The sequence below is a fragment of the Evansella sp. AB-P1 genome, from assembly GCF_029688925.1.
Lineage (GTDB): Bacteria > Bacillota > Bacilli > Bacillales > Salisediminibacteriaceae > Evansella.
The window spans coordinates 165,379-192,184 of record NZ_JARUKY010000009.1 but is presented as its reverse complement, the minus strand read 5'-3'; the positions used below and the strand labels follow the sequence as shown (position 1 = coordinate 192,184).

The 26,806-nt window shown below is 38.5% G+C and carries 28 protein-coding genes and 1 other annotated feature; all 28 genes read left to right on the top strand.

The window, feature by feature from the left end; all coding sequences use genetic code 11:
• Nucleotides 1-31: 31 nt before the first annotated feature.
• The 28 genes from cysS to rplV all read left to right on the top strand — a co-directional run bounded on the left by cysS (nucleotide 32) and on the right by rplV (nucleotide 26,805).
• Nucleotides 32-1,432, top strand: coding sequence for a cysteine--tRNA ligase (cysS, locus tag QA612_RS11630; RefSeq protein WP_278283979.1), 1,401 nt, complete (start codon nucleotides 32-34; stop codon nucleotides 1,430-1,432).
• Between the two features lie 6 nt (nucleotides 1,433-1,438).
• The gene (locus QA612_RS11625; protein WP_278283978.1) at nucleotides 1,439-1,870 is read left to right on the top strand and encodes a Mini-ribonuclease 3; all 432 of its coding nucleotides are present in this window, start codon (nucleotides 1,439-1,441) and stop codon (nucleotides 1,868-1,870) included.
• Nucleotides 1,854-2,609 carry a 23S rRNA (guanosine(2251)-2'-O)-methyltransferase RlmB gene (rlmB, locus tag QA612_RS11620; protein ID WP_278283977.1) on the top strand — a complete coding sequence of 252 codons (756 nt, stop codon included), beginning with the start codon at nucleotides 1,854-1,856 and terminating at the stop codon, nucleotides 2,607-2,609. Before QA612_RS11625 ends, rlmB begins: the two co-directional genes overlap by 17 nt.
• Before the next feature lies 1 nt (nucleotide 2,610).
• Nucleotides 2,611-3,123 (top strand): NYN domain-containing protein, encoded by a 513-nt coding sequence (locus QA612_RS11615; protein ID WP_278283976.1) that lies wholly within the window; start codon nucleotides 2,611-2,613, stop codon nucleotides 3,121-3,123.
• Nucleotides 3,124-3,368: 245 nt separating this feature from the next.
• Nucleotides 3,369-4,031 carry an RNA polymerase sporulation sigma factor SigH gene (gene sigH, locus QA612_RS11610; protein WP_278283995.1) on the top strand — a complete coding sequence of 221 codons (663 nt, stop codon included), beginning with the start codon at nucleotides 3,369-3,371 and terminating at the stop codon, nucleotides 4,029-4,031.
• 170 nt (nucleotides 4,032-4,201) lie between these two features.
• Entirely contained in the window at nucleotides 4,202-4,351 is a 150-nt protein-coding gene (gene rpmG, locus QA612_RS11605; protein WP_278283975.1) for a 50S ribosomal protein L33, read from the top strand.
• Nucleotides 4,352-4,424: 73 nt separating this feature from the next.
• Nucleotides 4,425-4,619 carry a preprotein translocase subunit SecE gene (secE, locus tag QA612_RS11600; RefSeq protein ID WP_278283974.1) on the top strand — a complete coding sequence of 65 codons (195 nt, stop codon included), beginning with the start codon at nucleotides 4,425-4,427 and terminating at the stop codon, nucleotides 4,617-4,619.
• Between the two features lie 67 nt (nucleotides 4,620-4,686).
• The gene (gene nusG / locus QA612_RS11595) at nucleotides 4,687-5,220 is read left to right on the top strand and encodes a transcription termination/antitermination protein NusG (protein WP_278283973.1); all 534 of its coding nucleotides are present in this window, start codon (nucleotides 4,687-4,689) and stop codon (nucleotides 5,218-5,220) included.
• Nucleotides 5,221-5,416: 196 nt separating this feature from the next.
• Nucleotides 5,417-5,842, top strand: coding sequence for a 50S ribosomal protein L11 (gene rplK, locus QA612_RS11590; RefSeq protein ID WP_278283972.1), 426 nt, complete (start codon nucleotides 5,417-5,419; stop codon nucleotides 5,840-5,842).
• A gap of 120 nt (nucleotides 5,843-5,962) precedes the next feature.
• Nucleotides 5,963-6,658 (top strand): 50S ribosomal protein L1, encoded by a 696-nt coding sequence (rplA, locus tag QA612_RS11585; RefSeq protein ID WP_278283971.1) that lies wholly within the window; start codon nucleotides 5,963-5,965, stop codon nucleotides 6,656-6,658.
• Between the two features lie 47 nt (nucleotides 6,659-6,705).
• Nucleotides 6,706-6,854, top strand: a sequence feature (ribosomal protein L10 leader region).
• A gap of 32 nt (nucleotides 6,855-6,886) precedes the next feature.
• Nucleotides 6,887-7,387 (top strand): 50S ribosomal protein L10, encoded by a 501-nt coding sequence (rplJ, locus tag QA612_RS11580; RefSeq protein WP_278283970.1) that lies wholly within the window; start codon nucleotides 6,887-6,889, stop codon nucleotides 7,385-7,387.
• Nucleotides 7,388-7,454: 67 nt separating this feature from the next.
• Complete coding sequence (gene rplL / locus QA612_RS11575) at nucleotides 7,455-7,817, top strand: 50S ribosomal protein L7/L12 (protein WP_278283969.1); 363 nt, start codon at nucleotides 7,455-7,457, stop codon at nucleotides 7,815-7,817.
• Nucleotides 7,818-8,230: 413 nt separating this feature from the next.
• Complete coding sequence (locus tag QA612_RS11570) at nucleotides 8,231-8,833, top strand: class I SAM-dependent methyltransferase (RefSeq protein ID WP_278283968.1); 603 nt, start codon at nucleotides 8,231-8,233, stop codon at nucleotides 8,831-8,833.
• Nucleotides 8,834-9,255: 422 nt separating this feature from the next.
• A complete protein-coding gene (gene rpoB, locus QA612_RS11565; protein ID WP_278283967.1) occupies nucleotides 9,256-12,795 on the top strand; it encodes a DNA-directed RNA polymerase subunit beta in 3,540 nt (1,179 codons plus the stop codon).
• Nucleotides 12,796-12,827: 32 nt separating this feature from the next.
• The gene (rpoC, locus tag QA612_RS11560) at nucleotides 12,828-16,442 is read left to right on the top strand and encodes a DNA-directed RNA polymerase subunit beta' (RefSeq protein ID WP_278283966.1); all 3,615 of its coding nucleotides are present in this window, start codon (nucleotides 12,828-12,830) and stop codon (nucleotides 16,440-16,442) included.
• Nucleotides 16,443-16,520: 78 nt separating this feature from the next.
• Complete coding sequence (locus QA612_RS11555) at nucleotides 16,521-16,769, top strand: 50S ribosomal protein L7ae-like protein (protein ID WP_278283965.1); 249 nt, start codon at nucleotides 16,521-16,523, stop codon at nucleotides 16,767-16,769.
• Nucleotides 16,770-16,880: 111 nt separating this feature from the next.
• Nucleotides 16,881-17,294, top strand: coding sequence for a 30S ribosomal protein S12 (gene rpsL / locus QA612_RS11550; RefSeq protein ID WP_013486745.1), 414 nt, complete (start codon nucleotides 16,881-16,883; stop codon nucleotides 17,292-17,294).
• 57 nt (nucleotides 17,295-17,351) lie between these two features.
• Nucleotides 17,352-17,822, top strand: coding sequence for a 30S ribosomal protein S7 (rpsG, locus tag QA612_RS11545; RefSeq protein ID WP_278283964.1), 471 nt, complete (start codon nucleotides 17,352-17,354; stop codon nucleotides 17,820-17,822).
• Between the two features lie 133 nt (nucleotides 17,823-17,955).
• Nucleotides 17,956-20,034: an elongation factor G gene (gene fusA / locus QA612_RS11540; protein ID WP_278283963.1), complete on the top strand. Its 2,079-nt coding sequence runs from the start codon at nucleotides 17,956-17,958 to the stop codon at nucleotides 20,032-20,034.
• 127 nt (nucleotides 20,035-20,161) lie between these two features.
• Nucleotides 20,162-21,352, top strand: a complete 1,191-nt coding sequence (tuf, locus tag QA612_RS11535; protein WP_278283962.1) for an elongation factor Tu — start codon at nucleotides 20,162-20,164, stop codon at nucleotides 21,350-21,352.
• Nucleotides 21,353-21,896: 544 nt separating this feature from the next.
• A complete protein-coding gene (locus QA612_RS11530; RefSeq protein ID WP_278283961.1) occupies nucleotides 21,897-22,871 on the top strand; it encodes a nuclease-related domain-containing protein in 975 nt (324 codons plus the stop codon).
• Nucleotides 22,872-23,318: 447 nt separating this feature from the next.
• A complete protein-coding gene (gene rpsJ / locus QA612_RS11525) occupies nucleotides 23,319-23,627 on the top strand; it encodes a 30S ribosomal protein S10 (protein WP_278283960.1) in 309 nt (102 codons plus the stop codon).
• 46 nt (nucleotides 23,628-23,673) lie between these two features.
• Nucleotides 23,674-24,306 carry a 50S ribosomal protein L3 gene (rplC, locus tag QA612_RS11520; protein ID WP_278283959.1) on the top strand — a complete coding sequence of 211 codons (633 nt, stop codon included), beginning with the start codon at nucleotides 23,674-23,676 and terminating at the stop codon, nucleotides 24,304-24,306.
• A gap of 26 nt (nucleotides 24,307-24,332) precedes the next feature.
• A complete protein-coding gene (gene rplD, locus QA612_RS11515) occupies nucleotides 24,333-24,956 on the top strand; it encodes a 50S ribosomal protein L4 (protein ID WP_278283958.1) in 624 nt (207 codons plus the stop codon).
• Nucleotides 24,956-25,246: a 50S ribosomal protein L23 gene (rplW, locus tag QA612_RS11510; RefSeq protein ID WP_278283956.1), complete on the top strand. Its 291-nt coding sequence runs from the start codon at nucleotides 24,956-24,958 to the stop codon at nucleotides 25,244-25,246. Before rplD ends, rplW begins: the two co-directional genes overlap by 1 nt.
• 29 nt (nucleotides 25,247-25,275) lie before the next feature.
• Nucleotides 25,276-26,106 (top strand): 50S ribosomal protein L2, encoded by an 831-nt coding sequence (gene rplB, locus QA612_RS11505; RefSeq protein ID WP_278283955.1) that lies wholly within the window; start codon nucleotides 25,276-25,278, stop codon nucleotides 26,104-26,106.
• Nucleotides 26,107-26,169: 63 nt separating this feature from the next.
• On the top strand, nucleotides 26,170-26,442 hold the full coding sequence (gene rpsS / locus QA612_RS11500) for a 30S ribosomal protein S19 (protein ID WP_278283954.1): 273 nt from the start codon (nucleotides 26,170-26,172) through the stop codon (nucleotides 26,440-26,442).
• Between the two features lie 21 nt (nucleotides 26,443-26,463).
• A complete protein-coding gene (rplV, locus tag QA612_RS11495) occupies nucleotides 26,464-26,805 on the top strand; it encodes a 50S ribosomal protein L22 (protein WP_278283953.1) in 342 nt (113 codons plus the stop codon).
• The last annotated feature ends 1 nt before the right edge of the window (nucleotide 26,806 follow it).

Here is a 26,806-nt window from a genome sequence, read left to right as displayed (position 1 = left end):
GTGGCATAATAGAAGGAGGTTCTAAGAACCCATGGGAATTAAACTTTATAATACATTAAAAAGAAAAAAAGAAGACTTTAAACCAATGGAACCTGGCAAAGTCAAAATGTATGTTTGCGGACCTACAGTTTATAATTATATTCATATAGGAAATGCAAGACCTGCAGTAGTTTTTGATATGGTCCGACGCTATTTACAATACCGAGGATATGAAGTTCAGTATGTATCTAATTTTACAGATGTAGATGACAAAATCATTAAGGCAGCAGAAGAAATGGGCGAGGATGTTATGACCCTTGCAGAACGTTTCATCAAGGCTTATTACGAAGATACAGGTAGATTGGGTGTAAAGAAAGCAGATGCTCATCCAAGAGTAACGGATACAATGCCTGAAATTATAGCATTTATAGAACGTCTAGTAGAAAAAGGCTTTGCATATGAAGCGGGGGGAGATGTATATTTTCGTACACGCAAATTTAAAGGTTACGGAAAATTGTCTCACCAATCAATTGATGACTTGCAGCTAGGAACGAGAATTGAAGTAGGAGATAAAAAAGAAGATCCACTAGACTTCGTTCTGTGGAAAGGGGCGAAACCAGGAGAGATTTATTGGAGTAGTCCATGGGGAGATGGAAGACCTGGTTGGCATATTGAATGCTCGGCAATGGTCAAAAAATACCTGGGGGAAACTATAGACATTCATGCAGGTGGTCAAGATTTATCCTTCCCACACCATGAAAATGAAATTGCTCAATCGGAAGCCTTAAATGAAAAGCAAATGGCAAACTATTGGCTGCACAATGGTTATATTAATATTGATAATGAAAAAATGTCCAAATCGTTAGGGAATTTTATTTTAGTTCACGATATTATTAAAAAATTTGAACCAGAAGTCGTTCGATTTTTTATAGTGAATGCTCATTATCGCAGTCCAATTAATTTTAGTGATGATCAATTGAACAGTGCCAAAAGTGGATTAGAAAGAATGAAAACAACGTACAATAATCTTAACCATCGGCTGAAAGAGACTGCTGATTTAGGAGAGGATACTAAAAAGTGGAAAGAGGACATTGATCAATATCATCAACGATTCATTGATGATATGGATGATGATTTTAATAGTGCCAACGCAGTTGCAACAATGTTTGATTTAATCAAGCTCGGCAATGTTTATTTAAGAGAGCAGCATACTAATAAAGAGGTATTAGAATATTTCTTAAGGCAATTAGATAATATGTCTTATGTTTTAGGTATCGATTTAAAGGAAGATGATGCTTTACTTGATGAAGACATTGATGCGCTAATACAAGAACGAATTGATGCAAGAAAGAATAGAGATTTTAAGAGAGCAGATGAAATTCGAGATTCCTTAAAAGAAAAAAACATTATCCTTGAAGATACACCTCAAGGGACACGCTGGAAGAGGGTGTAACCAGTTGTGAAATTAAACCAGTTAGTCAAGGAACCTGAACAATTAAATGCATTAGCACTGGCATATATGGGAGACGCAGTATTGGAAACCTATGTCCGATACCGTCTCTTATCCCAAGGGAAAGTAAGACCAAATAAGCTTCATAAAGAGGCTACTAAATATGTTTCAGCAAAGTCTCAAGCGAAGGTATTAAAGTTGTTTTTCGATAAAGGTGTTTTAACAAAAGAAGAAACTTCTGTTGCACTACGAGGGAGAAACGCAAAGTCTGGAACAATTCCAAAAAATACAGACCATGCTACTTATCGTTATAGTACTGCCATTGAAGCTCTGTTCGGATATCTTTATTTAACGAATCAAGAGGAACGGCTAGACGAATTAATGGAACGATCCTTTGAGATTGTGGAAGGGAAGGAGGGAGAGAATGAGTCAGGAACTTGAATTTATTTATGGGAAAAACCCTATTATTGAAGCCTTAAAAGGGAAACGTCCTATTAATAAAATATGGATAGCAGAAGGATCACAGAAAGGCCAAATGGTAACGGTCAGTCAATTAGCTAAACAAGCCCAAGTTAATGTTCAAATTGCACCAAGAAAAAAGCTAGACCAACTAGTTGATACCCAACAGCACCAAGGGGTTGTTGCACAAATAGCAGCTTATGAATACCAAGATATATCTGTTCTTTTTGATCGAGCAGCAAAAAAGAATGAAGCTCCATTTTTCTTATTGCTTGATGAACTAGAGGATCCCCATAACCTTGGTTCTATCATGCGTACAGCGGATGCTGTAGGTGCCCACGGCATAATTGTTCCTAAAAGAAGATCTGTTGGATTAACTTACACTGTTGCCAAAGCTTCAGCAGGTGCAATCGAACATGTTCCAGTAGCCAAAGTTACAAATCTTGCACGAACAATGGACGAGCTTAAGAAAGAAGGTCTTTGGTTTGTAGGGACAGATGCAAAGGGTACATCCGATTATCGTGAAGTAGATCTAGATATGCCTGTTGTTCTTGTAATTGGCAGTGAAGGGAAAGGAATAAGCAGGTTAGTAAAAGAAAAATGTGATTTCCTCGTTAGTATTCCATTAGTAGGCGAAGTTACATCGTTGAATGCTTCTGTGGCTGCAAGTCTTTTAATGTATGAAGTACTTAGAAGAAGACATCCACAAGGAAGTATATAAAATGAGGCGTGTCTTATTAGTAGATGGCTATAATATGATTGGTGATTGGCCAGAACTTAAAGAGCTTCAATTAACAGATTTGGAGGAAGCTCGTGATCGTCTTATCGAAAAGATGGCAGAATATCAAGCTTATACTGGCATGGAAGTAATCATTGTTTTTGATGCTCACATGGTACCTGGCTTAGGCAAGAAATATAATAATTACCGGTTGAATATTATTTATACAAGAGAAAAAGAAACGGCAGATGAACGAATTGAAAGGTTAGTAAAAGAGTTAAAGCGTGTTGATACTCAAATTTATGTAGCTACATCTGATTTTGTAGAGCAACGTGTTATTTTTGCAAGCGGTGCGTTTCGAAAATCTGCAAGGGAACTACGGAATGAAGTTACTGTCATTGAAAAGGGAATTGAAAAGCAGGTTAAAAAGACAAAACAAAAAAGAGTGAAAACAAAACTGCCAATTACAGATGAAATGGCAGAAATATTTGAGAAATGGCGTCGAGGAAAAGAGTAAGTACCTTGACGCCTTTGTTTTTGTTTAACTTTAAAATATCCTCAGTTGGATAACTATTTCAAATTAGCGACTAGCTCCATGCGCCATCGTATCGTATAAAATAACATGGCCGATTAAAAAGTAAAAAGCACTTTTAATCGGCCAGAACATTTGCATTTCAGTGATGAACAGTCGCCTTGCGCTTTTCTTATCAATCCTGTATACTATTTCTATATTTAGACAATTCAAACTTGTTTAAAAAAGTCATGGTCGGAGGGATCACATTGGCTTTAGACCTCATCGAGATAGTCAAATATGATGGAATAGAAGACGAGAGCCTCGTAGAGTACGTACGTGAAGGGGATAGCTCTGCACTTGAATACTTGATTAACAAGTATAAAAATTTTGTTCGTGCAAAAGCAAGATCCTATTTCTTGATTGGTGCAGATCATGAAGATATCGTACAAGAGGGTATGATTGGACTTTATAAAGCTATTCGTGACTTTAAAGGAGACAAGCTATCTTCTTTTAAAGCATTTGCTGAGCTATGTATAACAAGACAAATTATTACCGCAATTAAGACTGCAACAAGGCAAAAGCATATTCCCCTAAATTCTTATGTGTCTTTAGATAAGCCAATTTATGATGAGGAATCCGATCGCACACTTATGGACGTAATTTGTGGTTCAAAGGTTAGTGATCCTGAAGAATTGTTAATTAATCAAGAAGAGTTTGATGACATAGAATTGAAAATGAGTGAGATTTTAAGTGAGCTTGAACGGAAGGTATTAATGCTTTACCTTGATGGCAGAAGTTACCAAGAGATTTCTGCAGACCTAAACCGACATGTTAAATCAATAGATAATGCACTACAAAGAGTGAAGCGGAAGCTCGAAAGATACGTAGAGTTAAAGGGTGTTAAGCTATAAACAGGGTTAGTACCCTGTTTTCTTTGTCTATATGAAAAATTTCACTTATGAAAATGTGAAATTTCGTCAACAATGAAGATGTTTAGCAGTGATTGACACTTAAGTAACCGTATGATAAGTTTTAAAAGTATGTATGTGAAAATCGTAAGCAAAAAAAGGGAGTATGGATCATGTCGCAGAAGGTGACAATAGCATGTGATCAATGCAAATCTAGAAATTATTCAACGAATAAAACGGAGCAAAATCGGACAACCCGAATAGCGATAAAGAAATATTGCAAAGCTTGCGGAAAACATACAATGCACCTTGAAACAAAGTGATAGAAAGTGAAACCGCTTTAATCAATTGGTTTAAAAATAAAAGTTATTTTTATATATGATGGAGGTGGCAGGTGTGGCAAGTGTTGTAAAAAATTCTACCAAATTTTTAAAAGATGTTTCAACTGAGATGAAACGTGTATCATGGCCAAAAAGAAAAGAATTAGTTCGATACACTGGGGTAGTTATTGTTACTGTTTTATTTATAGCAATTTTCTTTGCAATTTCAGATACAGCAATTTCAGCAATTATTCGTGCAATTTTAAATTAATCGGTGTTTTAGATATTAATTTTAATTTTGCAAGAGGAGGGAATGGACAGACTTTGTCCCATATGTAATGGAAAAGAATTGGTACGTCGTTCACACATATTCTGGTTATGAGAATAAAGTGAAGACTAATTTGGAAAAACGTGTAGAATCAATGGACATGACAGATAAAATCTTTCGTGTACTCGTCCCTGTAGAAGAAGAGACAGAAGTTAAAAATGGAAAAAGTAAACAAGTAACAAAAAAGGTTTTTCCAGGATATGTTATTGTGGAAATGGTAATGACCGATGACTCGTGGTATGTTGTGCGAAATACACCTGGTGTTACAGGATTTGTGGGGTCTTCAGGTGCAGGATCTAAACCAACACCATTATTACCTGAGGAAGTGGAACACATTCTTAAAAAGATGGGTGTGGAAGAGCCGAGAGCAGAAATTGACTTTGAATTGAAGGAGTCTGTTAAGGTAAAAGAAGGGCCATTTGCCAATTTCATTGGGACTGTGGAGGACATTTATGCTGACAAACATAAGCTAAAGGTACATGTGAATATGTTTGGACGTGAAACTCCTGTGGAATTAGAATTTACTCAAGTTGAGAAATTATAGGTTGTTTTTGAAAATAACTTGATATGTTTTGAATGAAGTGATAAAATCTTAATGTTGTTAATGAACGTGAACATTTCGTTCACGTTTTTTCCTGCAATTAAAGCAGGTATATGAGTGGGAGAACATGTTGCCTTCGATAGTTGATGTTGTGCAACGGTTCGGTTTACCACATCACGGACTTAAGGAGGTGTGTCGCGTGGCTAAAAAGGTCATTAAAGTAGTAAAATTACAAATTCCTGCTGGTAAAGCTAATCCAGCACCGCCTGTTGGACCTGCATTAGGTCAAGCTGGTGTAAACATTATGGGATTCTGTAAAGAATTTAATGCTCGTACTCAAGAACAAGCGGGCTTAATCATTCCAGTAGAGATCACGGTATTTGAAGACCGTTCATTTACATTTATCACTAAAACTCCACCTGCAGCAGTTCTTTTAAAGAAAGCAGCTGGAATTGAAACAGCATCAGGTGAACCTAACGTAAAAAAGGTTGCTACACTGAAGCGTGATAAAGTACGCGAAATTGCGGAAACAAAAATGCCAGACCTAAACGCAGCTGATGTAGAAGCAGCGATGCGTATGGTTGAAGGTACTGCCCGTAGCATGGGAATCGTAATTGAAGACTAATTAACCCATGAGTACGTTGAAGGTTGCGAAAAAAGGACATTGGTCCTACCTGTAGGTTGGGTTCGCAACCTTTATTAGTGGGAGGTCTAACCGCTAAAACCACAATGAGGAGGAAAGAACATGGCTAAGAAAGGTAAAAAGTACACGGATGCAATTAAACTTGTAGATCGTGAAAAAGTATATGATATTAAAGAAGCTGTTGAACTTGTAAAGAAAACAGCAACAGCTAAATTTGATGAAACTGTAGAATTTGCTGCTCGTTTAGGTGTAGATCCTAAAAAAGCAGATCAACAAATTCGTGGAGCAGTAGTTCTTCCAAACGGAACTGGTAAAACACAACGTGTGCTAGTTTTTGCAAAGGGAGATAAAGCGAAGGAAGCAGAAGCAGCTGGAGCAGATTTTGTTGGAGAAGAGGACTTAATCAATAAAGTAAACCAAGGATGGTTTGACTTTGATGTAGTTGTAGCTACTCCTGATATGATGGCTCAAGTTGGTAAGCTAGGTCGTGTGTTAGGTCCTAAAGGATTAATGCCAAATCCTAAAACAGGAACAGTTACATTCGATGTTGAAAAAGCTGTTAACGAAATCAAAGCAGGTAAAGTTGAATACCGCGTTGATAAATCTGGAAACCTCCATGTTCCAATTGGTAAAGTTTCCTTTGAAGATGACAAGCTTGTTGAAAACTTCGAAACAATTGTTGGAACACTATTAAAAGTGAAGCCAGCAGCTTCTAAAGGGACGTATATGCGTAATGTAGCTATTGCTTCAACAATGGGTCCTGGTATGAAGGTAAATGTTTCCGGTTTTAAAATTTAATTGAATAGTTGACTTCAATTTATCTAAGTTGTATACTAACTAAGGTGAATTTAATAAAGATCATACCGTAGACAGTAGGTGCAATTCATTGCTTAATTTCCTACCGAGGTGCGTAGTGTAATAGATCCTATTTGCTATAATAGGTTTAAATATTGCTGCCTCCATGTCTATGCATGGAGGCCTTTTTTATGCGTACGGTATGTAAAGTATTTAATAGGAGGTGTCAGAATGAGCGTAGTGATTGAAAAGAAGAAACAAGTTGTAGAAGAAATCACAACAAAATTACAAGAGAGCCAATCAACAATTGTAGTTGACTACCGTGGGTTAAATGTTGCTGAGGTGACAGAACTTCGTAAGCAACTTCGTGAAGCTGGTGTTGACTTTAAAGTTTACAAAAATACAATGACTCGTCGTGCTACAGAAAAAGCAGGTTTATCAGACCTTAATGAAAATCTTGTAGGACCAACAGCCATTGCATTTAGTAACGAAGACGTAATTGCTCCAGCGAAGGTACTTGCTGGTTTTGCAAAAAAACATGATGCATTAGAAATTAAAGCCGGTGTTATTGAAGGGCGTGTAGTTTCTGTTGATGAAGTGAAGGCAATCGCTGAACTTCCATCTCGCGAAGGGTTACTATCTATGCTTCTCAGTGTTTTACAAGCTCCAGTTCGCAACCTTGCATTGGCAACAAAAGCAGTTGCAGATCAGAAAGAAGAACAAGGGGCATAATTGTATTATTCCCTATCGAAAAAGTAGCCTAACGGCATAAATTAAACAATAACAGGAGGAAATAAAAATGACTAAAGAGCAAATTATTGATGCGGTTAAAGAAATGACTGTTTTAGAATTAAACGACCTTGTAAAGGCAATTGAGGAAGAGTTTGGTGTAACTGCTGCTGCTCCAGTAGCTGTAGCTGGTGGCGGAGCTGCTGAAGCTGTAGAAGAAAAAACAGAATTTGATGTAGTGCTTGAATCTGCTGGTGGATCTAAAATCAACGTTATTAAAGTTGTTCGTGAAATCACTGGTTTAGGATTGAAAGATGCAAAAGCATTAGTTGATGGTGCTCCAGCTGCAGTTAAAGAAGGAGTTTCTAAAGACGAAGCTGAAGAAATGAAAGCGAAGCTTGAAGAAGCAGGCGCATCTGTAGAAGTTAAGTAAGAATCTGACAATGACCTCCGAAAAACTCGCTTTGGGAACAAAGCGAGTTTTTTGTACGAAAGATAAGAAAGTATAAAATTTTCACTTTGAAAGTTGTCTAGGAGACAGGACGTCGATGATTTAACCTTTGCCCATAAGACGTGGGTGTTCTTAGGTTAAATTGAGGCGCCTTGCGCTTTTCTTATAATTAAAATATTAGGTTTAAGCCGTAATGAGAAATGGGAAAATAAAAAATCTATGAAAACTTGAATGAGTCAGCGTATAAGTGGAAATGCTGTTAAGGTTTTGTTAGAAAGAATAGATGATGGATTATTGCAACTGAAGTAGAATGGTCAAAGCTGTCCTATTGTCAGGGAAAAATGATATTTCCCAGTCAATAACTGAATCGATTTATTAGTGAGTAGGTGTTGTTTGTGACTAAACATTATTATGATGAGAAGCCAATGGTTGAAAGTGATAGAAGGAAAATTACTGAAGAAATTGCTGGTGAAACCTTTCATTTTTATGTGGATCGTGGCGTGTTCTCCAAAGCAGGACTAGATTTTGGAACTAGATTATTAATTGAGTCCTTTGAACTTCCGAATGTAGAAGGAGCTATTGGTGATGTAGGTTGTGGCTGGGGTCCTATTGGAATAACGTTGGCTAAAAAGTTCCCTCAGCGTAAGATTTATATGTACGATATAAATGAACGAGCTGTTGATTTAGCTAAATTAAATGCCAAATTAAATAATGTAACCATTACAAAGATACAACAAAATGACTTACTTCACGGACAGCAGGATAATAAATTTGCATCCATACTTACGAATCCACCGATTAGAGCTGGGAAAAAAGTTGTATTTCAATTATATGAACAAGCGATAGATTGCTTAGCTCCACAAGGGGAGTTATGGGTGGTTATTCAAAAAAAGCAAGGGGCATTATCGACGAAAGAAAAATTAGAAAACTTAGGCTTAGATATAGAGGTTGTACAAAAGTCAAAGGGATATTTTATTTATAAAGGAAAAAAATGTTGACTCTTTATTTGTGTTGTGTTAATGTTATTTAATGCGTATGAATGTAAACGTGAAAATAGGGCAATTATGCTTAAAATATAGGAATTGTGTATAAAAAGGGTAATTTTGGACAAACTATTAACGTCTTATATGCCTTTTCATGGATGAAGGCTTTTACGCCCTTTTTTTATTTTCATTAGGGAAGGGAGTTCTAGCTTTCTTTTATAGTGATATCACTTTAAGTAATCCTATATTCATTGTAAAGTTGTAATAGTTTTATATTTAGGCTATGTTAAAGGGAAATGTAGATTTAGAAGTGTTGATTGAAACAAAAACAACACAAAGTAAATGGAGCCTATATTTTTTAAAAAAATGTCTGTCAAAGGATTGCTCATATGTAGTCCTTTTGATGATAAAAACGCTAGTTTTGAGGGGTGAAGCAGTTGACAGGTCAACTAGTTCAGTATGGACGCCACCGCCAGAGAAGAAGCTATGCCCGAATCAGTGAAGTTCTGGATCTTCCAAACTTAATTGAAATTCAAACAGCTTCTTATCAATGGTTTCTTGATGAGGGTATTCGTGAGATGTTTCAAGACATCTCTCCAATTGAAGATTTCACTGGTAATTTGGTACTTGAGTTTATTGATTATAGCTTAGGTGAACCAAAATATTCAGTGGAAGAATCGAAAGAACGAGATGTAACATATTCTGCACCTCTTCGAGTGAAGGTTCGTCTCATTAATAAAGAGACAGGAGAAGTGAAGGAGCAGGAAGTGTTTATGGGAGACTTCCCATTAATGACGGATACAGGTACGTTCGTAATCAATGGTGCGGAACGTGTAATTGTATCTCAGCTCGTTCGTTCTCCGAGTGTGTACTACAGCCAAAAGATGGATAAAAACGGTAAAAAAGGGTTTACTGCTACCGTCATTCCAAACCGTGGTGCATGGTTGGAGCTAGAAACGGATGCAAAGGATATCGTGTATGTACGTATTGATCGTACGCGAAAAATCCCAGTAACCGTTCTTTTACGTGCTCTTGGATTTGGAGCTGATCAAGAGATCATTGAACTTTTAGGAGAAGATGAATATCTTCGAAACACTCTTGAAAAAGACAACACTGATAGTAGTGAGAAAGCTTTACTAGAAATTTATGAACGCTTACGTCCAGGGGAACCACCTACAGTAGATAATGCCAAGAGTTTATTAGAGTCACGTTTCTTTGATCCGAAACGTTACGATTTAGCAAATGTAGGTCGTTACAAAATGAATAAAAAGCTTCATATTAAAGATCGTTTATTTAATCAACGATTAGCAGAAACTCTAGTAGACCCAGAAACTGGAGAAGTTTTAGCTGAAGAAGGTGCGGTTATAGATCGACGTCTTCTAGATCGACTTATTCCTTATCTAGAAAGTAATGTAGGGTTTAAGCATTATACATTACATGGTGGGGTTGTTGATGAAGAGGAAGTAGAATTACAATCTATCTTAATTCATGATCCATCTGGTAACGGAGAGCAACCTATTCGTGTGTTAGGTAATGGGACAATTCAAAAGTCTGTAAAAAATATTACGCCGGCAGATATCATTGCATCTATTAATTATTTCTTTAATCTATTACATGGAGTAGGAAATACAGATGATATTGATCACTTAGGGAATCGTCGTTTACGTTCTGTTGGTGAATTACTACAAAATCAATTCCGTATCGGATTATCTAGGATGGAACGAGTTGTTCGTGAACGAATGTCCATTCAGGATGCAAATGTGATTACACCACAGGCATTAATTAATATTCGACCTGTTATTGCATCAATAAAAGAGTTCTTTGGATCATCACAGCTGTCTCAATTTATGGATCAAACGAATCCATTAGCCGAGCTGACTCATAAACGTCGTTTATCAGCACTAGGTCCAGGTGGTTTAACTCGTGAACGTGCAGGTTTTGAAGTGCGAGACGTTCACTATTCTCACTATGGTAGAATGTGTCCGATCGAAACTCCAGAGGGACCGAACATTGGTTTAATTAACTCACTCTCAAGTTTTGCGAAGGTAAATGAATTTGGCTTTATGGAAACACCATATCGTAAGGTTGATCATGAGACTGGAAAAGTTAGTAGTCAAATTGACTACTTAACAGCCGATGAAGAAGATAACTACGTTGTAGCACAAGCAAATGCTATGTTAGATGATGATGGTGCTTTCATTAATGAAAACATTATTTGTCGTTTCCGTGGAGAAAACATCATCGTCCCTCGAGATCGGGTTGACTATATGGATGTTTCACCAAAACAAGTGGTTTCAGCAGCGACAGCTTGTATTCCATTCTTAGAAAATGATGACTCGAACCGTGCTTTAATGGGAGCAAACATGCAGCGACAAGCAGTGCCGTTACTTGAACCAGAATCACCTTTAGTTGGAACAGGAATGGAGTATGTTTCTGCCAAGGATTCTGGTGCAGCAGTTGTTTCAAAAGTAAACGGACGTGTAGAACGAGTAAGTGCGAAATACGTTCAAATTCGTCAAATAGAAGAAGTTGACGGTCGAGAAGTAGAAGGAGATGTCGTTCGCTACAACCTTCAAAAGTTCGAACGATCTAACCAAGGAACGTGCTATAACCAACGTCCTATCGTTAGAGAAGGAGACATTGTTACAAAAGGTGAAATCCTTGCAGATGGTCCTTCGATGGAAGTTGGGGAAATGGCACTTGGTCGAAATGTAATGGTAGGTTTTATGACCTGGGAAGGTTACAACTATGAGGATGCAATTATTTTAAGTGAACGCCTTGTAAAGGATGATGTATATACTTCTGTTCATATTGAAGAGTATGAATCTGAAGCTCGTGATACGAAGCTTGGTCCTGAAGAAATTACTCGTGATATTCCTAATGTTGGAGAAGATGCATTAAAGAATCTAGATGAACGTGGAATTATTAGAGTAGGTGCTGAAGTAAAGGATGGAGACATTCTCGTGGGGAAAGTGACGCCAAAGGGTGTTACTGAGCTTACGGCGGAGGAACGTTTACTACATGCTATTTTTGGGGAAAAGGCACGTGAAGTTAGAGATACATCCCTACGAGCTCCTCATGGTGGAGATGGAATCGTATTAGACGTTAAAGTCTTTAATCGCGAAGATGGAGACGAACTACCACCAGGTGTTAACCAATTAGTTCGTGTTTATATTGTACAAAAAAGAAAAATTCATGAAGGGGATAAAATGGCTGGACGACACGGAAATAAAGGTGTTATCTCGCGAATTTTACCTGAAGAAGATATGCCATATTTACCAGATGGCACCCCGATTGATATTATGTTAAATCCTTTAGGTGTACCATCTCGTATGAATATCGGTCAAGTTCTAGAGCTTCACTTAGGAATGGCAGCTAGAAAGTTAGGTATTCACGTGGCAAGTCCTGTATTTGATGGTGCTCGTGAAGAGGATGTTTGGAGCACACTTGAAGAAGCTGGCATGAGTCGTGACGGAAAAACAGTATTGTATGATGGACGTACGGGTGAACCATTCGATAACCGTGTATCTGTTGGGATCATGTATATGATTAAATTGGCGCATATGGTTGACGATAAATTACACGCACGTTCTACAGGGCCATATTCACTTGTAACGCAGCAACCTCTTGGAGGTAAAGCTCAGTTCGGTGGACAGCGTTTTGGAGAAATGGAAGTGTGGGCATTAGAAGCATACGGTGCTGCTTACACGTTACAAGAGATCTTAACCGTAAAATCTGACGATGTTGTTGGTCGTGTGAAAACGTATGAAGCGATTGTAAAAGGTGAGAACGTTCCTGAACCAGGTGTTCCAGAATCCTTTAAGGTACTTATTAAAGAGCTTCAAAGTTTAGGGATGGACGTGAAGATGCTCTCCAGTAATGAAGAGGAGATCGAAATGCTAGAGCTTGACGATGAAGAAGAGCAAGGAAATGATAAATTAAACTTAAACCTTGAATCTTCGGAATCAAATGTTTAACGGGATAGAATGCTGAAAGGGAGGTTAGCCCCTTGATAGATGTAAATAACTTTGAGTATATGAAAATTGGCCTCGCATCACCTGATAAAATTCGTTCTTGGTCACGAGGAGAGGTTAAAAAGCCTGAGACGATTAATTATCGTACATTAAAACCAGAAAAAGATGGTTTGTTCTGTGAAAGAATCTTCGGTCCAACGAAAGATTGGGAATGTCATTGTGGAAAATATAAGCGAGTACGCTACAAAGGTGTAGTTTGTGATCGCTGTGGAGTAGAAGTAACACGAGCAAAAGTTCGTCGTGAACGCATGGGGCACATTGAGTTAGCTGCCCCTGTCTCCCATATATGGTATTTTAAAGGAATTCCAAGCCGAATGGGGCTTGTACTAGACATGTCTCCAAGATCGCTAGAAGAAGTGATTTACTTTGCTTCTTACGTAGTTACAGATACAGGAGAAACTCCGTTAGAACTTAAGCAACTCTTATCGGAGAAAGAATATAGAGCATACCGTGAAAAATATGGACGTTCCTTCACTGCACAGATGGGTGCAGAAGCTATCCGTAAGCTTCTTCAAGATATTGATCTTCAAAAAGAAGTAGGGATACTGAAGGAAGAATTGTTGACTGCTCAAGGACAACGTCGTACGAGAGCTATCAAACGATTAGAAGTGCTTGAAGCATTCCGTCATTCAGGAAATAACCCAGCGTGGATGATTTTAGACGTATTGCCAGTTATTCCACCTGAGTTACGACCAATGGTACAGCTAGATGGTGGACGTTTCGCAACGTCAGATTTAAATGATTTATATCGTCGAGTGATTAATCGAAATAATCGTTTAAAACGATTATTAGATTTAGGAGCTCCGAATATCATTGTTCAAAATGAAAAACGTATGCTACAAGAAGCTGTAGATGCATTAATTGATAATGGTCGCCGTGGACGTCCGGTAACAGGACCAGGTAACCGTCCTTTAAAATCTCTTTCACATATGTTAAAGGGGAAGCAAGGCCGTTTCCGTCAAAACCTATTAGGAAAACGTGTGGACTACTCAGGTCGTTCTGTTATCGTAGTAGGTCCACATTTACAAATGTATCAATGTGGACTTCCTAAGGAAATGGCTTTAGAGCTATTCAAGCCATTCGTTATGAAGGAACTGGTAAGCAGAGGTTTAGCTCATAATATAAAAAGTGCCAAACGTAAGGTTGAACGTGTTCAACCAGAGGTTTGGGACGTTCTTGAAGAAGTAATCAGAGAACACCCAGTACTTTTAAACCGTGCACCAACTTTACACAGATTAGGTATCCAGGCGTTTGAACCAACATTAGTTGAAGGTCGTGCTATTAAGCTTCATCCACTCGTTTGTACTGCATACAATGCGGACTTTGATGGTGACCAAATGGCTGTTCACGTACCATTGTCAGCTGAAGCGCAAGCAGAATCTCGCTTACTAATGTTAGCAGCGCAAAATATCCTAAACCCTAAAGATGGTAAACCAGTTGTTACCCCTTCACAAGACATGGTATTAGGAAACTATTACTTGACACTTGAAAGAAAAGGTGCAATTGGAGAAGGTAATGTATATAAAGACGCTAACGAAGCATTGACAGCATATCAGTGTGGCTATGTACATCTTCATACGAGAATTGCTATACCTGTTTCGTCCATTAATAAAACAAACTTTAAAGAAGAGCATCAAGGGAAGCTCCTACTAACATCTGTTGGGAAAATTATCTTTAATGAAATTCTTCCTGAATCATTCCCTTATATGAATGAGCCTTCTATTGAAAACTTAGAGGTTGCTACACCTGATAAGTACATGGTGCCAATGACTACAGACGTGAAAGAAGAATTTAATAAGCGTGATATTGTCCTACCGTTTAAAAAAGGTTTCCTCGGTGACATTATTGCGGAAGTATTTAAGAAGTTTAAAGTTTCTGAAACGTCAGTTATGCTTGATAAAATGAAGGACCTTGGGTTCCATTATTCTACAAAAGCTGGTATTACGGTTGGTGTATCCGATATCGTAGTATTACGAGAGAAAAAAGAAATTCTCGAAGAAGCTGAAACGAAGGTTGAACGGATCCTAAAGCAATTCCGCCGTGGGTTAATTACGGAAGAAGAACGATATGATAAAGTAATTGAAGTATGGAGTTCTGCGAAGGATCTCATCCAAGAAAAATTAATGGGAACGCTTGATAGAACAAACCCAATCTTCATGATGAGTGACTCTGGTGCCCGTGGTAACGCATCTAACTTTACGCAGCTTGCAGGTATGCGTGGTCTGATGGCAAATCCATCTGGTCGTATTATCGAGTTACCGATCAAATCTAGTTTCCGTGAAGGTTTAACAGTTTTAGAGTACTTCATCTCTACACACGGGGCTCGTAAAGGTCTTGCTGATACAGCCTTAAAAACAGCAGACTCAGGTTATTTAACTCGTCGTTTAGTTGATGTGGCACAAGATGTTATTGTAAGAGAAGATGACTGTGGAACAGATCGAGGATTAGAAGTAGAAGCTATTAAGGAAGGGTCAGAAGTAATTGAACCTTTATATGATCGACTTGTTGGTCGAGAAGCATTTCAAACAATCTATCATCCGGAAACAAACGAAGTTCTCGTTTCCGTTAATGAACAAATTAATGAAGAGATGGCGAAAGTCATTGAAGATTTAGGGATAGAAAAAGTAGTAATTCGTTCTGCATTTACTTGTGATACGAAGCATGGTGTATGTAAAGCTTGTTACGGTAGAAACCTAGCCACAGGTGATGAAGTAGAAGTGGGTGAAGCTGTGGGTATTATTGCAGCACAGTCCATCGGTGAGCCTGGTACACAGTTAACGATGCGTACCTTCCATACTGGTGGGGTTGCAGGTGATGATATTACACAAGGTTTACCTCGTATTCAGGAGTTATTCGAAGCCCGTAATCCAAAAGGGCAAGCTGTTATTTCAGAAATCGAAGGTGTAGTTTCTGATATTAAAGAAGTAAGTGAGAAAAAAGAGCTTGTTGTTCAAGGGAAGAATGAGACGAGAAGCTATGCTGCCCCATATGGTAGTAGAATTAAAGTTGAGGTTGGGGAAAATGTTAAACCTGGTCAAGAATTAACCGAAGGTTCCATTGACCCGAAAGAGTTGTTAATTGTTTCAGGTGTTCAAGGTGTTCAAGAGTATCTTTTACGTGAAGTGCAGAAAGTATACCGTATGCAAGGGGTAGAAATTGGAGACAAACACGTTGAGGTAATGGTTCGTCAAATGCTACGTAAAATCCGTGTAGTTGATGCAGGGGATACGGAAGTATTACCAGGATCTCTTATAGAGGTGCACCAATTCATTGAAGCAAATCGTGATATTTTATTACGCGGAGGCGTTCCTGCAACCGGTAGACCAGTTTTATTAGGTATTACGAAAGCATCTCTTGAGACAGATTCATTCTTATCAGCTGCTTCTTTCCAAGAAACAACAAGGGTTCTAACAGATGCAGCAATCAAAGGTAAGAAAGATGAGCTAGTTGGGCTGAAGGAAAATGTTATTATCGGTAAGCTCGTTCCAGCAGGTACAGGAATGCAAAGATACCGTCAAATAGCGCCTGAAGAGCCAGTGCAAGAAGAAACCAATGAAGTTATTTTAGAAGAAGCAACATTACAAGATTAAAAAGGTATTGACACTGATCATTCGCGGTGGTAACATATCTAAGTGTGCCAAATACCTGTTGCTTTGGAGGATGGAAATATGTCTTATGAAAAAGTAGTGCAGGCAGATGAGAAAGTCGTAGGCACTAAACAGACGCTTAAAGCACTGGAAGATAAGCAGGTTAAAGAAATCATCGTTGCAGAAGATGCTGATCCAAAGGTTTTACAAAGAATTGTTTCTTTAGCTGAAAAGCACGGAGTATCATGCACAAAAGTGGACTCCATGAAGAAATTAGGTAAAGCTTGCGGAATTGATGTTAGTGCAGCTACTGTAGCAATTAAAAAGTAAAAAGAGTTTTTGCCACCAGGTCAACTGTTGGCAAAAACTTTCCTTTTACAAATTTATGAACCACCTGGACCAGTGGACTTACACATTGTTAATATAGAAAGGAGGAATATCATGCCTACAATTAACCAATTAGTGCGTAAAGGGCGCGAATCAAAAACACAAAAGTCTGATTCTCCAGCTTTAAATAAAGGATATAACAGCTTTAAAAAGGTGCAAACAGATTTAAGCTCACCGCAAAAGCGTGGTGTGTGTACTCGTGTAGGTACAATGACACCGAAGAAGCCGAACTCAGCACTTCGTAAATATGCTCGTGTACGTCTAACTAACGGAATTGAGGTTACTGCTTACATTCCTGGTATTGGACATAACCTACAAGAGCACAGTGTAGTATTGATTCGTGGTGGACGAGTAAAGGACTTACCAGGGGTACGCTATCACATTGTACGTGGAGCGCTAGATACTGCTGGGGTTGAAAACCGTATGCAAGGTCGTTCTAAATACGGTACTAAGAGACCAAAGAAATAATAAATAAGAAGATGATTTAATCATCATTTTTATAATTACGTGAAAGGAGGGAATTTGATGCCTCGTAAAGGACCTGTACCTCGTAGAGATGTTTTACCTGATCCTATTTATAATTCTAAGCTTGTAACTCGTTTGATCAACCGCATCATGATTGATGGAAAAAGAGGTGTTGCACAAACGATTCTATATAGAGCATTTGAATTAGTACAAGAACGTAGTGGTAATGATCCACAAGAAGTTTTTGAACAAGCTTTAAAAAACATCATGCCAGTTCTTGAAGTTAAAGCTCGTCGTGTTGGTGGTGCTAACTACCAAGTGCCGATCGAAGTTAAGCCTGAACGTCGTACGACTTTAGGACTTCGTTGGTTAGTGAGCTATGCTCGACTTCGCGGAGAAAAAACAATGGAAGAACGTTTAGCTAATGAAATTTTAGATGCAGCTAACAATACTGGAGCAGCAGTCAAAAAGCGTGAGGATACTCACCGTATGGCTGAAGCGAACAAAGCATTTGCTCACTATCGTTGGTAAAATTAATTTAACCAATATTGCACTAGACAACATTGGATAAGATACAATGGGTTACAGTCTTTGGAAATATTCCTTTGACTGTAAAATACCCAACACATAAAATATCACTTATCATAGGAAGGAGAAATAACCAATGGCAAGAGAATTCTCCTTAGAAAAAACTCGTAATATTGGTATCATGGCTCATATTGATGCTGGTAAGACAACAACAACAGAACGAGTTCTTTTCTACACAGGGCGTATTCATAAAATTGGTGAAACCCATGAAGGTGCTTCACAGATGGACTGGATGGAGCAAGAACAAGAACGTGGGATCACAATCACGTCCGCAGCAACTACTGCTCAATGGAGGGAGCATCGTGTTAACATTATCGATACTCCGGGACACGTTGACTTTACCGTTGAGGTAGAACGTTCATTACGTGTATTAGACGGTGCAGTTGCTGTATTGGATGCGCAATCAGGTGTTGAGCCACAAACGGAAACAGTATGGCGTCAAGCGACAACATACGGAGTTCCTCGAGTAGTATTTGTAAATAAAATGGATAAAATCGGTGCTGACTTTATCTATTCTTTAGGTACTTTACACGATCGTCTTGGTGCAAATGCACATGCGATTCAGTTACCAATTGGTGCTGAGGATGATTTCGAAGGTATTATCGATCTAGTAGAAATGAAAGCTTACTTCTATGAAGATGACCTAGGAACTCGTACAGATGCTCGTGAAATTCCTGAGGAATATAAAGCACAAGCTGAAGAGTACCACGACAAGTTAGTAGAAGCAGTATCTGAATTAGATGAAGATTTAATGATGAAGTATCTAGAAGGTGAAGAGGTTTCAGTTGAAGAATTGAAAGCTGCAATCCGTAAAGGTACTGTAAACGTTGACTTCTACCCAGTAATTTGTGGTTCTGCTTTCAAAAATAAAGGTGTTCAATTAATGCTAGATGCAGTAATTGATTATTTACCAGCACCTACAGATGTTCCTGATATAAAAGGTACATTACCAGATACTGAAGAAGAAGTTATTCGTCATTCTAATGACGAAGAGCCATTCTCTGCATTGGCATTTAAAGTAATGACGGATCCATTCGTTGGTAAGCTTACATTCTTCCGTGTTTACTCTGGAACTGTAAACGCAGGTTCATATGTTGTAAACTCAACAAAAGGTAAGCGTGAACGTATGGGACGTATCCTACAAATGCACGCAAACCACCGTGAAGAGATTTCTACTGTATATGCTGGAGATATCGCTGCCGGTGTTGGTTTAAAGGAAACATCTACAGGGGATACGCTTTGTGATGAAAAGAATCTTGTTATTCTTGAATCAATGGAATTCCCTGAGCCAGTTATCTCATTATCAGTTGAGCCTAAATCTAAGGCTGACCAAGATAAAATGGGTATGGCTTTAGCTAAGCTAGCTGAAGAAGATCCTACTTTCCGTACTCACACGGATGAAGAAACGGGTCAAACAATCATCGCTGGTATGGGTGAACTTCACTTAGATATCATCGTAGATCGTATGAAGCGTGAATTCAAAGTAGAAGCTAATGTAGGTGCTCCTCAAGTATCTTACCGTGAAACAATTCGCCAAGCAGCGAAATGTGAAGGTAAATTCGTTCGCCAATCTGGTGGACGTGGGCAATATGGTCACGTATGGGTTGAATTCACACCAAACGAAGAAGGAGCAGGCTTCGAATTCGAAGATGCTGTAGTTGGTGGGGTTGTACCTCGTGAATATATCGGATCAGTAAAAGCTGGTTTAGAAGATTCTTTAGATAACGGTCTTCTAGCAGGATTCCCATTAATTGATGTTAAAGCTAAATTATTTGATGGATCCTATCACGATGTTGACTCTAATGAAATGGCGTTTAAAATTGCAGCGTCTATGGCATTAAAGGAAGCAAGAAATAAGTGTAATCCAGTATTACTAGAGCCAATTATGAAGGTTGAAGTTGTTATTCCTGAAGAATACATGGGTGACATCATGGGTGACATCACTTCCCGTCGTGGACGTGTAGAAGGTATGGATGCTCGTGGTAATGCTCAAATTGTTAAAGCGATGGTGCCACTAGCTGAAATGTTTGGTTACGCTACATCACTTCGTTCTAACACGCAAGGCCGTGGACAATATACAATGCATTTTGACCACTATGAAGAAGTTCCAAAGAGTATTTCTGAAGAAATTATTAAGAAAAACGCTGGTCAATAATAGAAAATATTGTCTATCGTTAAAATTTATTGTAAGCTAAGAAAGGTGAAAAGGCCTGAGAGTTAGATCGCCTTTCTTCCTAAAATAAAAAACAAAAAAACTTTCTCAAATCAAGGAGGAATTAAACATGGGTAAGGAAAAATTTGATCGTTCCAAAACACATGCCAACATTGGTACTATTGGACACGTTGACCATGGTAAAACTACATTAACTGCTGCAATCTCTACTGTATTACACAAGAAATCTGGTAAAGGTACTGCTATGGCGTATGACCAAATTGACGGTGCTCCAGAAGAAAGAGAACGTGGAATCACTATCTCAACTGCACACGTTGAGTACGAAACTGATTCTCGTCACTATGCACACGTAGACTGCCCAGGACATGCTGACTATGTTAAAAACATGATCACTGGTGCTGCACAAATGGACGGAGCTATCTTAGTAGTATCTGCTGCTGACGGCCCAATGCCACAAACTCGTGAGCACATCCTTCTTTCTCGTCAAGTAGGTGTACCATACATTGTTGTATTCTTAAACAAAGTTGACATGGTAGACGACGAAGAACTATTAGAATTAGTAGAAATGGAAGTACGTGACCTTCTTTCTGAGTACGACTTCCCAGGAGACGACATTCCTGTAATTGCTGGTTCTGCTCTTAAAGCTCTTGAAGGTGACGAAGCTTATACTGAAAAAATCTTTGAACTAATGGAAGCTGTAGATAGCTACATCCCAACTCCAGAACGTGACAAAGACAAGCCATTCATGATGCCAGTTGAGGACGTATTCTCAATCACTGGTCGTGGTACTGTTGCTACTGGACGTGTTGAACGTGGACAATTAAACGTTGGTGATGAAGTATCAATCATCGGTCTTACTGAAGAGCCAGGAAAAACAACTGTAACTGGTGTTGAGATGTTCCGTAAACTTCTTGACTATGCAGAAGCTGGGGACAACATTGGTGCGTTATTACGTGGTACTTCACGTGATGAAATCAGCCGTGGTCAAGTTCTTGCTAAGCCAGGAACAATCACTCCACACACTAAGTTCAAAGCGGAAGTTTATGTTCTTTCTAAAGAAGAAGGTGGACGTCACACTCCATTCTTCACTAACTACCGCCCACAGTTCTACTTCCGTACAACTGACGTAACTGGTATTTGCCAACTTCCTGAGGGAGTAGAAATGGTTATGCCTGGTGACAACGTTGAAATGACAGTAGAATTAATCGCGCCAATCGCGATTGAAGAAGGTACTAAGTTCTCTATCCGTGAAGGTGGACGTACTGTTGGTGCCGGTGTTGTTGCAACTATCCAAGAGTAATTTAACACTTAATTATATGTATGACACCTTGGGACTCAATATGTCCCAAGGTGTTTTTATTAAAAGATAAAAATATATAAAATTTTTTACTTTGAAATGTGTCTAGGAGATAGGACTTCGATGATTTAACCTTTGCCCACAGGACGTGGGCTGCAGTTAGGTATAATTGCAGTACAGTGACATTTTTCAATTTTAAAGTAAGTCTTTTGATTTTGTCCGTTGGTCAGCTCTACACTACACTACACTGCACTGCGATTAAATGTGGCAAAGTTATGGACATGGCGCGATTCAGGCATGAGTCGGCGCGATTAAACGATGAGTTGGCGCGATTCAGCCATAAGTCGGCGCGATTGAACGATGAACTGGCGCAATTCAGTCATGAACCAGCGCAATTCCTTATCTTCTAACTCGAAAAACAGCATTTTTTTCTTCGTTATTCCTACTAAATTTAGTGCCTCATCAATCTTTCTAAAAAATAGTACCCATTAAATTTAAAAAAGCCCCTAATAAGGAAATTCACAATAGAATAAGGAGTGATTAATTTATGACAGTTAAACAATTAATAAAACCAATAAAAATTCAAAAATTGGAGGCTGTAAATGAAAGGCTCCCACTCTCACATCCTCAAAAAATGTTAATAGAAGATACATTAAATAGAGAATTAGCAGGATACAAGGGAGAAGTTGTGTTGGATTATTATTTGAAGTTTTTAAACAAAGCTGAATTTTTTATTCTTCAAAATATAAGATTGGAAGATACAAATGGATTCTTTCAAATAGATGCATTAGTTATTTCTAAATCTTTCATGTTAATTATTGATTCGAAATACTTAGCAGGAAAGATTACTTTTGACACTGAACTTAAACAGATCCTCCAACATTATAACGGGAAAGAAAAAGTATATTCAGATCCGTTGCTACAAGTTACACTACAGGAAAATAGATTAAAGAAGTGGATGAATAAAATGAAAGTGCCTCAAATGCCACTAAGGTCCATCGTAGTTTTTACTAACCCCAGTGTACTTTTGGAATTATCTCTTCAAAGCGCAAAAATTGATGAAAGGATTATGAGATCTCAAGCCCTGTTATCGCGAATTGAATATTATCACAACTACTTTTCAGTAGAAACTATAGCAGAAAAAGAGATTAAAAAACTGGTTAAACAGATATGGAAGCAACATAAGCCTGATATCCCTGACTATCTATCAAAACTTAGTATAGCTTCGAATGATATTATAAAGGGAATTCAATGCGATGCGTGCTTTATGTTTGGAATGATAAGATATAATGGAATATGGATTTGCAAAAAGTGTAATCATAAATCGAAGAATGCGCACTTAAAAGCTTTACGGGATTATGTTCTCATTTATAGTAAAGAAATATCGAATAAACAGTTAAGAGAATTTTTGTTAGTTTACTCAAGGTCTATTTCACAAAAGATTTTATCATCCTTGAAACTTAAACATACCGGTACAACCAAAGATAGAAAATATCTTTTAGATTTAGATGATCTTCAATAGCATCCTCCTAAAACTTCCTTTATAAATATCAAGTTTCAGCAAAGAACATTTTAAAAATCCTAGTTTAGACCAAAATATATTTGTCAATATATATAGAAGAAATAGCCACCCCTCTAGAACTACTCTGCGTACTGATAATTTTTTCCCTTAACTAACTTCCACATAACTTAGATATGGTTATCACCAAATTCCAATAAAAGCCGTATTATTAGCGGTTGAAATGACCTAATCCCCCATGTATAATAGAAAAAGTGTGAAACAACGAAAAAAATGTATAAAACTACTTGCATTGAGTACAGATTTTATATATAATGTTGAATGTTGGTCACTGACAGGCTACGATGCGGAAGGTTGCTGACACACCAGGCCCCTTTGCCATGGCTAGTGTGTGGAAATTTTCGCGGAGCAAGTCTATTTCCAAAAATGGGCGAAAAAGGAGGTAATACAATGGCAAAACAGAAGATTCGCATTCGTTTAAAAGCATATGATCACAGAATCTTAGATCAGTCTGCAGAGAAAATTGTGGAAACAGCAAAGCGTTCCGGAGCAAGTGTTGCTGGACCGATTCCACTACCTACAGAAAAATCTATTTATACGATTCTACGTGCGGTTCATAAGTACAAAGACTCTCGTGAACAGTTCGAAATGAGAACTCACAAGCGTTTAATCGACATTTTGAACCCAACTCCACAAACTGTGGATGCGTTAATGCGATTAGATCTGCCATCAGGCGTCGACATCGAAATAAAGCTATAATAAATCAAACAAAATCAAATTACATGATTAATAGGAGGTGTGACTCATGGCCAAAGGAATCTTAGGTAGAAAATTAGGTATGACTCAAATTTTTGCTGAAAATGGAGAAGTTGTTCCTGTAACAGTTATCGAAGCCACTCCAAACATTGTCCTTCAAAAGAAGACAGTAGAGGGAGAAGGTTATGAATCGATTCAACTTGGTTTTGCAGACAAGAAAGAAAGTCTACAAAACAAACCAGCAAAAGGGCATGCTGAGAAAGCGAAGACAACCCCTAAGCGCTTCGTGAAAGAATTCCGTGATGTAAGTGCAGCGGAATATGAAATTGGTCAAGAAGTCAAGGTAGATACATTTGCAGTAGGAGACATCGTTGATGTCACTGGTCAATCGAAAGGGAAAGGTTTCCAAGGTGCAATTAAGCGTCATAACCAATCTCGCGGACCAATGTCTCACGGTTCTCGTTATCACCGTCGTCCTGGTTCAATGGGTCCTGTAGATCCAAACCACGTACGTAAAGGGAAGTTATTACCTGGACGTATGGGCGGAGAGCAAGTAACTATCCAAAATTTAGAAATCGTTCGTGTTGATACAGAACGTAATATACTGTTAGTTAAAGGGAACGTACCAGGAGCTAAAAAGAGCTACGTTACAGTAAAAACTGCAGTAAAAGCAGCTCAATAAGTTAGTTAAAGAAAGGAGGAGCCCAGATGCCAAAAGTTACTTTGTACAATCAAACTGGCTCACAAGTTGGCGATATTGAACTTTCAGACAGCGTGTTCGGAATCACACCTAATGAAAGTGTTCTATATGACGCTATAGTGATGCAACAAGCATCCCAACGACAAGGAACTCACGCAGTAAAAGGTCGTTCTGATGTTCGCGGTGGCGGACGTAAACCGTGGCGACAAAAGGGAACAGGTCGTGCGAGACAAGGATCGATCCGATCACCTCAATGGGTTGGTGGTGGTGTAGTATTTGGACCAACACCTCGTAGCTATGCATATAAATTACCAAGAAAACAACGCCGTTTAGCGTTGAAATCTGCTCTTTCTTCTAAGGTAAATGCAGAAGAAATCAAAGTGTTAGATGGATTGAACTTAGACTCTCCAAAAACGAAGGATATGTTAAGTTTACTTAACGGACTTTCAGTGGAGAAAAAAACACTAGTGGTTACAGCGGACTACAATGATTCTGTTGCTCTATCTGCTCGTAATATTCCTGGTGTAAAATTTATCACTGCTGAAGGTGTAAATGTACTAGATGTTGTGAATTATGACAACTTAGTTATTACACAAGACGCTGTGAAAAAGGTAGAGGAGGTGCTTGCATAATGGCAGATGCACGTGATGTTATTAAGCGCCCCGTCATTACAGAACGTTCTACAGATCTTATGGCTGAGCAAAAATACACGTTTGAAGTAGATCCTCGTGCCAATAAAACTGAAATCAAAGATGCTGTTGAAGAAATCTTTGGTGTAACAGTTGCTAAAGTAAACACGATGAACTATAAAGGTAAATTCAAGCGTTTCGGACGCTACACTGGTTACACTAGTAAGCGCAAGAAAGCCATTGTACAACTCACACCGGACAGCAAAGAATTAGAATTCTTTGAAGGTGTTTAATAAGTTTACAGTGAAGGGAGGAAAAACTAATGCCTATCAAAAAGTATAAACCAACCACAAACGGTCGCCGTGGTATGTCTGTTTTAGATTTCCAAGAAATCACTACTGATAAGCCAGAAAAATCTCTTTTAGAACCATCAAAGAGAAAAGGTGGTCGTAACAACCAAGGTAAGTTAACTGTACGTCATCAAGGTGGTGGACATAAGCGCCAATACCGTGTAATTGATTTTAAGCGTGATAAAGATGGAATTCCAGGGCGCGTTGCTACGATCGAATATGATCCGAACCGTACTGCTAACATCGCTTTAATCAACTACGTTGATGGAGAAAAACGTTATATCCTAGCTCCAAAAAATCTAAAAGTTGGTATGGAAATTATGTCTGGTAAAGACGCGGATATTAAAGTTGGTAATGCACTTCAACTAAAAGATATTCCAGTCGGTACTATCATTCATAATATCGAATTACGTCCTGGTAAAGGCGGACAATTAGTTCGTTCTGCAGGATCAGAAGCTCAGCTTTTAGGTAAAGAAGGAGATTACGTATTAGTACGTTTACGTTCTGGTGAAACTCGCCTCATCCTTTCTACATGCCGCGCTTCTATTGGGCAAGTTGGAAATGTTGAGCACGAACTAGTTAACATCGGTAAAGCTGGACGTTCTCGTTGGTTAGGTAAGCGCCCTACAGTTCGTGGTTCTGTTATGAACCCTAACGATCACCCACACGGTGGTGGTGAAGGTCGTGCGCCAATCGGACGTAAATCACCAATGTCTCCATGGGGTAAACCTACTCTTGGATTCAAAACACGTAAGAAAAACAAAGACACGGATAAATATATTGTACGTCGTCGCAAAAAATAACGGGATTGAGCTACGGTTCTCAATCAGAAGAACCGTAGAACAGTCGCGAAGGGAGGTACAACTATGGGTCGCAGCCTGAAAAAAGGACCTTTTGTCGATGATCATTTAATGAAAAAAGTAGAAGCAATGGGTGACGATAAACGAGTTATTAAAACATGGTCTCGCCGTTCTACAATTTTCCCAGAATTCATCGGTCATACAATTGCCGTTTACGACGGTCGCAAACACGTACCGGTATACATTTCTGAAGACATGGTTGGTCACAAGCTTGGTGAATTTGCTCCAACAAGAACCTACAAAGGCCATGCAGCAGATGATAAGAAAACTCGACGTTAATAAAGAGGGGAGGTACTTACCATGGAAGCAAAAGCAGTTGTAAAACAAGTGCGTATTGCTCCTCGTAAAGTTCGCCTAGTGGTTGACTTAATTCGTGGGAAAGGTGTTGGAGAAGCAATCTCCATCTTACGCCTCACTCCGAAAAAAGCATCTCCAGTAGTTGAAAAGTTATTAAATTCAGCTATTGCGAACGCAGAGCATAACTATGAAATGGAACCTGATAATTTAGTTATCAGTAAAGTATATGTAGACGAAGGTGTTACATTAAAAAGATTTCGTCCTCGTGCAATGGGACGCGCAAGTAGAATTAACAAACGAACTAGCCATATTACGGTAGTTCTAACAGAGAAGAAGGAGGGATAAG